The organism is Paenibacillus sp. FSL R7-277, from assembly GCF_000517965.1.
Classification (GTDB): domain Bacteria; phylum Bacillota; class Bacilli; order Paenibacillales; family Paenibacillaceae; genus Paenibacillus_AQ; species Paenibacillus_AQ silagei.
In genome coordinates, this window is record NZ_ASPX01000057.1 from 1 (window position 1) to 7423 (window position 7423).

Sequence of the window (7423 nt, forward strand, 5' to 3'; positions counted from 1 at the left end):
GCAGCCAAGGCCCTGCCTCTTCGATAAACTTGGCATTCTCTAAGCCGCCAAGCCGCACGGCCGTCTGCTCCAGCCGGCTGAAATAAGCGTCCAGCCGCTCCAGATCGCGCTCTGCCAGCGCATCGTCCAGCTCCGGGTAGCCGCCGGAATACAGGCGGCTGTTCAGATTCTGGCGGCAGAAGAACATCATGTCCTCCGCCAGCTCCCCGGCGAATTCACGCACAGACAGCTCCCAGGACAGCTCCGGCATATAACGCTCGCTGTTCCACATATAATGGGCCATCGTGTTAAGCGTGATCTTGGAGCATTCCCACTGATTCATCGGATTGGCAACGACCGCTGTATGCCCGTAATTGCCGAGCCGGGAGCTGCGCCCGCGCACCGGATCGAGGAACAGCCGGTCCTTATCGCAGTCATTCACCGGAATATTGTCCCATAGCCACAGCTCATGCCCGTAAAAACTGTAATTATCCTCCGCATGCCCCCGGCCAATCTCCGGGGCGAAGACGAAATAGCCGGTCCAGAACACTTTGACAGCAGGATGAAGCTGCTCCCGGATATCCTTCTTGTACTCCGTATTCCAATACGACCAGTATTCCGATGGACACATAGCCAGGGTGAAGTGCGGCAGACAACCGGCTAGGTAATCATAGACCCGGTTCGTCACATAGGCATGGGCGGTCCCGGAGCGCTCCAGGAACTGCTTGTTGTCGCCTTGGAGCACATAATCTATGTCATCCATCAGCAGTGCGAAATGCCGCACTCCAATCGCGATCATGGCCGCAAGCTTCTCCTCCAGCTTCGCGAAGTCGCCTTGGCTGCGGAATTCCAGATCATTGCCCGGGCTAATACAATAGTAGAAATCCACCAGATGCTTGTCGCATTCCAGCTTAAGATCATGAATCCTGGTGAACACATCGTCCGGGTACGGCTCACGCCATAGCTTCCGGTGATAGAGATCATCCTTCGGCGCGTACATGAAGGCGTTCATCCGGTGCCCGCTCATATAACTGACCGAATCCATCCGGTCCGCGAAGCTCCATGGCACGCCATAGAAGCCTTCAATAATGCCCCGCACCGGAAAAGAAGGCTCATCCTCCACCGTAACCACCGGCAGGCGGCAGCAATCCTCCTCCACGGTCAGGAGCATTTTCAGCGCATCCAGCCCGTACTTCAGCCCCCGACGGTTAGACGCAGCGACAACAAGCTTCGCATCCTCTCCAATCACCAGCCGGTATCCGTCCGCAACGAGCCCGCCGTCATACTCCAGCATCAGCTGCGCATTGCCTTTATCAGCAGTGGCTACGCCCGGTCCGGCCGGTTCCAGAATTACGATGTCTCCGCCTTCAGCAAGTAGCCCGTTTACATCCTGATTCATCGCATACCGCGAGGCCAGCTCACAGCGCAGCTGCGGGCCCTCTACCACCAGCTCTTTCCCTTGCGTATAATAGTCGCGGAACAGATATTGGCAGTCCCGTAACGAAATTCCCATTGAGTTATGCCTCCTTAGTTAGCCTTTTATCGCGCCGGCAATCCCTTCCATATAATACTTCTGCGTGAACAGGAACACGAGGATGATCGGCAGCACCGAGATCATGGTTCCGGCGGCAATCCAGCCGAAGTTATAGGAGAATTGCCCGTTCAGATACGTAAGCGCCGCAGCGAGCGGATACTTCTCCGGGTCCTCCAGGACGACAATCGGCCACAGGAAGTTGTTCCAGAACGCCATGACCTCCAGTAATCCAATCACCGCAATCCCCGGCTTGACGAGCGGCATGACCAGTTGAATGAAGATGCGCAGCTCTGAGGCTCCGTCCATTTTACCAGAATCCCGGATGTCTGCCGGAATACCCAGGAACGTCTGGCGCATCAGGAAGATATTGAACACGGACACCGCTGCCGGAAGAACAACGCCGAAGAACGTATTGCCCAGCTGAAAAGCCTGAATCGTCAGATAATGCACAATCATAGCGGTTGCTGACGGAATAATCATGGTCGAGATCAGCAGCGTGAAGACCAGGTTCCGGCCCTTGAACCGGAAGGCCGCCAGCGGATAAGCCGTCAGACAGGATAGAATAATGTTGAACACGACTCCCAGCAGCGTGATGATGACCGTATTCAGAATGTATCGCGGAAAATTCATGAAGTTCCACACCTGCACATAGTTATCGAACGCAATGAAGGTGGGCAGAATGGCCGGCGGGTTCGCAAACACGTTGCGCCCCGGCATCAGCGAGACACTGAGCAGCCACAGGAACGGCCCCATCATGAACAGGGCAAGCAGGATCAGCAGCAGATAAGTGATTAGAACACGCAAGCTACGCGGCATCAATAGGAATTCACCCCGCCTTTCCGGTTCAGTCTGAATACGAGTACACTAAGCGCTCCCACCATCACACTGACGATCAGCCCGAGCGCCGAGGCATAGCCGAAGTTGAACTGCTCCAGCCCTTTTTGAAAAATATAGACGCTTGAGGTCAGTGTGGACGTCCCCGGTCCGCCCTTAGTCAGAATGTAGACCTCATCGAACACACGGATCGCGCCCATCACCGAGATCAGCGTGCAGAACAGAATATGCGGGCGCAACAGCGGCAGCGTCACATGTACAATCAGCCGCAACGGCCCTGCACCATCCACTCTTGCGGCCTCATACAGATCTGCAGGAATGCCTTGAAGCCCAGCCAGATAGAGCATCATGTAATAGCCGAGGCCCTTCCACATCGTAATGAACATTAGAACATACAGCGCCGTGCTGCTCGTCGATAGCCAGGAGACCTGCTCACTGATAATCCCTGCCTTCAGCAGCAGGTAATTGACAACTCCGTTATTGCCGAGCAGCCAGCTCCAGATCAGCGCCACCGCAACCATCGAAGTGACGACCGGTATATAGTAGGCGGCCCGGAACATTTTGACTCCAGGAATCCGGCTGTTGACCAGAATTGCCATTAAGATCGAAATGATCTGGATCACCGGCACAATCAGCACATATACCAGTGAATTCCACAGTGAAATCAGGAAATTATGATCTTGGAAGGCCCGTGTGAAGTTCTCCAGACCTACATAATTCGTCTCTGTAATGACAGAATAATCTGTCAACGAGAGCGGTATACCGTAAATAATCGGCCAAAAGGTAAACACCGCCAGAAACAGCAGCCCCGGCGCCATAAACGCCCATGCGGTAAAAGATTCAGACCGAAACCCCTTGTACACCCTCTACACCTCCCACTCCTTCAAATACCCTCAAAATATATCCATTGGGGGAGAAGCTCCCCCTTATCGGCTATGCTTCAGCAGCTTAGGAACCCTGACTGATAATAGTATTGACTTCCTTCTCCACCTTGTTCAGCGTCTCTTTGATATCCGCGCCGTTCATCAGAATCTCCTGCAATCCCCGCGCCAGCGCAGAGTTGATATCTGCGGCGCTTGGAACGCCGACCATGTAATCGGTAGCCTTATCCAGACTCTGCGAGGAAGCCACCTTCGCTTCAGCTTCCAGAGAGCCGTCAGACTCGGTGAAGAACGGATCCTGAATGGACGCCTTGCTCGATGGCAGCGTGTTGGCGGCCTTGGAGAAGGCTGTCTGATTCTCGGCATTCGTAAGGAAGGCAGCGAATTCCACCGCCTGCTGCGGGTTCTTCGACTTCTGCGGCACGACCAGATTCATCGAATTGGAGAGACGCAGGTTCGCCTTGCCTGTCGGCAGCGGGACTGCAATGGTGTTCTTGTAGACATCCGGCGCGGAGGTCTTGATGAAGTTGATGAACGTTGGACCAGACAATTGGAAGGCTACCTGCTCACCGGAGAAATACTGAATCTGCTTGCTGAAATCCGCGTCCTCCTTGAGCACTACCCCTTCCTTCATCAGGTCGCGCATCTGGGTAATCATCGCCTCTGCTTCCGGCGTATTGAAGGCGGCGGCTGTCTTGTCCTCATTCAGGATTGAGATGCCGTCGATGGGGAACAGCTTGGAGACCAGCTGCTGGGCATACCCGGCTGCTCCGGTCTTCTCATGAACCTGACGCGCCCACTCCACCAGCTCCTCGCGGGTCTGCGGCGGGTTCGCAGGGTCGAGGCCCGCCTTCTCCACCAGCTTCTTGTTCATGAACAGCACTTCTGTGCCAGTGTACCAGGGAAGTGCATACGCCTTGCCATCGAATACAGTGGAATTATAAATCCCCTCGAAATAACTCTTCGCCTGCTCATCCGTCAGATACTCGCTCAGATTCAGCAGTGCTCCCTTGCTGCCTAGCTGGCTGGCGAACTCGGTGTTCAGATTCACGACATCCGGGCTCTTGCCGCTGGCCGTGCTGGTCAACAGCCGCTGTGAGATGGCATCATAGGGATAGTCCTTCCACTCCACCGTTACTCCGGGGTGGCTGTCCTCATACTGGGTGATTAGATTATTGAAGTAATCATTGAACGTTGGCTGAAGTGCAATCGTCCAGAATTCAAGCTTCACCGGCTCCGCCGCAGCCGTAGCTTCAGCGCCCGTGCCGGGTTCTCCGGTGCTTCCGGCAGCCGGTGTCCCCTTCGTATTGCCATTTCCTCCGCAAGCCGCAAGCAGCATAGACATGGTCAGCAGCAGCGATACTGTGAAGCCCTTTCTGTTAGTTCCCACACCACATTCCCCCTCAGATTAAGTGTAAGGTGAGCGCCCTTCCCGCGTCAGGCTTCCTGACTTATTGCTCCCTCTTTGCAATGAGTATAGCAGAAATTTTAATTAAATGAAGTATTTTTCCTAAAATAAATTAAAAAAAGAAATAATTTTTCTTTTTCCTACCCGCAAAACAGCCTCCGCCTGCACCGGAAGCATCTTCCCGGCAGGCGGAGGCTGTGCATAGAATATAATAGAATAGCCCATTCATTCAGCTCCGGCCTCAGCCAGCCATTGCTTGAGCGTATCGGGATCCCCGATCTCTCCGACTACGATTTTGCTTATCTCGCCCGCCTTATTGATGATATAAGTTGACGGCAGTGCATTGACGCTATACGAGGCAGATATCCTTCCGGTAACATCGATAATGACGGGAAAAGAGAATTGTTGCTCCGCCATATACTCCGATACCGTCCCCTTGGATTCTCCTGCGTTCACGAACAAGGTCTCGACTGGAAGCTCTGCCGATTGGCTAAGTTCATTTAACAGCGGCATTTCCCGCATACAGGGCTTGCACCAGGTCGCCCAGAAGTTAAGCAGTACGACCCGGCCCTTGTATTCGCTGAGGCGCACCTTCTCCCCCTGCAAGGTTACCGCTTCGAACGCCGGAGCCGAAGCACCTGCGGTCATTCTCCCGGCTGGAGGTTGGCTGGACTGCTGAAGATATACCCCGGTTCCGGCAGCAAAGGCAGCGGCAATAATCAGCAGAGTAACGATCCGACGTAGCTTCATCCCAGCCCCAGACTATGGTGAAAGGCGGCGTACAGCGAACCGAACTCTGTACGGATCTCTGCCGTAGTGCCTGACCCCACATGCTTGCCCTGATTCAAGAAGACAATCTGATCGGCCACCCGATCCGCAATCTCCAGCTGATGAGTGGAAAAGAGAACCGTATGCCCCTCTTCCCGGATGCCCTGCAGCAGCTTCACGAATTCGTTCATCCAGAACGGGTCCAGCCCGTTAGTCGGCTCATCCATAATCAGGAGCGGCGGCTTCGCCAGCAGCGCTTGCGCGAACAGCACACGCTGGCGCATCCCCTTGGAGAACGTGGTCACCAGGCTGTTGCGCTTATCCGCAAGTCCGACTAGAGCCAGCACCTCCTCTACCCGCTGTTTGCGTCTGGGAATCCGGCGCAGCGCCGCCCAGAAATTCAGCAGCTCTTCCGCAGACAGCCCGTGGCTGAACTGATAATCATCTGGCATATAGCCGATCTGCATGGAAAAGCGCTTGCGGGATTGCTTCCACTTCAGCCCGTTTACCGTAATTTCGCCTGAAGTCGGCTGTAGAATGCCAGCTACCATCCGCAGCACCGTGCTTTTGCCAGCTCCATTCCCGCCGCACAGGGCAAGTATGCTGCCGCCTGGAACCTGGAAGCTGATTTCTTCGACCAGTGTTTGCCGCCCGATGACCTTGGTAATCTCTTTCACCTGAATTAGCGGATTATCCACGGGAACGCCCCCTCTCCCAGATCCAATATACCGCTAAGATGGACAGCAGCACCCAGGCAGCGCAGACCCCGAGGAACAGCAGGCTGCCGCCCGGGCGGCTAATCCATTCCACCCACTGATAATATTCCGGCCCCAGAACCGACCCTCCGCCCAACTTCACCACCACGAACAGGCGCACCAGCTCAGCCGGATTAAGCATCGTCAGCACAATCAGCGCTGGCTTGATCCAGAGATACGGGAGCAGCCCTAGGCCTGCGATCAGGAATGTCGGCCAGCCGATCACCGCGAAGAACCAGACCGCTACAGAGATCGTCAAGGCCTGCCAGCGGTTGCGGGATAACGAGCCGATGATGAGGGCAAGGGTCAGGAACAACAGGACCAGACCTGCCGAGAAGGCCAGGAACAGGAAGTAAGTATCCGCCGCAAAAGCCATTCCGAGCAGGCCGCTGACCAGCCCCATCAGCCCGTAACCAAACGCTACAATCGTCAGCAGGACAGCGGCTAGCCCGGTGTATTTTCCCAGAACGAAGGATAAGGTTCCAATGGGATAGGTGGATAAGAGCTGCCAGCTTCCGTCTTCCCGTTCCGAGGTCAGCGAGAAGGAGCCCAGAAATAACGTCATCAGCGGCAACAGATACAGAATCAGGCTCAGCATGGAGCCCGTAACCGCAGTATAGCCTTCGACCACGTTATTCGCATGGATCAGCAGCAGCCCGAGACTGAAGGTACAGAACAAGGCCAGGAAGGAATAGGCCCACGGGTTGCGGAAGCCGATCTTAAGCTCTCTGCGGGCAATATGCAGGATGTCAGCCATACTCACATATCCGTCTCTTCGGAATGCGTACCTTCCTCTGAGCTATGCTCCTCCATATGACCTTCTCCGCTCTGCATGTCCATGTTCATCATATCCTTGTTCTGCTTCCATTCATGGGAGGCCAGCTCTCCGGCGGTCAGCACAGTGCCTAGCGCCTGCTCCTTCACGAATGCTTCTGCTGCCGCCTTATCCTTGAAGCTGATCACTCCATAAGCCATCGGCGTACGCAGAGAAGCGTCATACACATAGCTCGCCTTGCTGAATTCAACCCAGCTCTTGTCGTTATAGTCGCGGACATAATCCATGCCGATCTGCTCCGTGCCGTTGCTCTTCTTCCACTCATTCATACAGCCGATATCGTCGAACTTGTAATTCTTGCCGTCCTTGGTCGTTAGCTGAGTGGCAAAAGCATCATCCTTCACCTGCATATTGCAGACCACACAGATATCGGTGTCTTCATTAATCGCTACCGGCTCGTATTTCTTCTGTCCGCAAGCCGCGAGGATC

The 7423-nt window shown here is 54.8% G+C and carries 8 protein-coding genes; all 8 read right to left on the reverse strand.

Translation table 11 applies throughout. The features are described from left to right. The coding region (locus tag C173_RS17785) for a beta-N-acetylhexosaminidase family protein (protein ID WP_051478142.1) at positions 1–1492 on the reverse strand (1492 nt) is incomplete at its 3' end. A gap of 18 nt (positions 1493–1510) precedes the next feature. Next, the gene (locus C173_RS17790) at positions 1511–2329 is read right to left on the reverse strand and encodes a carbohydrate ABC transporter permease (RefSeq protein WP_081751222.1); all 819 of its coding nucleotides are present in this window, start codon (positions 2327–2329) and stop codon (positions 1511–1513) included. After that, complete coding sequence (locus C173_RS17795) at positions 2329–3210, reverse strand: carbohydrate ABC transporter permease (RefSeq protein WP_036727002.1); 882 nt, start codon at positions 3208–3210, stop codon at positions 2329–2331. Before C173_RS17795 ends, C173_RS17790 begins: the two co-directional genes overlap by 1 nt. An 85-nt stretch (positions 3211–3295) precedes the next feature. Further along, the gene (locus C173_RS17800) at positions 3296–4618 is read right to left on the reverse strand and encodes an ABC transporter substrate-binding protein (protein WP_036727004.1); all 1323 of its coding nucleotides are present in this window, start codon (positions 4616–4618) and stop codon (positions 3296–3298) included. Positions 4619–4861: 243 nt separating this feature from the next. Then, positions 4862–5386: a TlpA family protein disulfide reductase gene (locus C173_RS17805; protein ID WP_036727005.1), complete on the reverse strand. Its 525-nt coding sequence runs from the start codon at positions 5384–5386 to the stop codon at positions 4862–4864. After that, entirely contained in the window at positions 5383–6102 is a 720-nt protein-coding gene (locus C173_RS17810; RefSeq protein ID WP_036727007.1) for an ABC transporter ATP-binding protein, read from the reverse strand. The genes C173_RS17805 and C173_RS17810 overlap by 4 nt, the downstream gene beginning before the upstream one ends. Beyond that, on the reverse strand, positions 6095–6916 hold the full coding sequence (locus C173_RS17815) for an ABC transporter permease (RefSeq protein ID WP_036727008.1): 822 nt from the start codon (positions 6914–6916) through the stop codon (positions 6095–6097). Before C173_RS17815 ends, C173_RS17810 begins: the two co-directional genes overlap by 8 nt. A gap of 2 nt (positions 6917–6918) precedes the next feature. Next, positions 6919–7422, reverse strand: coding sequence for a nitrous oxide reductase accessory protein NosL (locus C173_RS17820; RefSeq protein ID WP_051478143.1), 504 nt, complete (start codon positions 7420–7422; stop codon positions 6919–6921). Position 7423 lies beyond the last annotated feature (1 nt).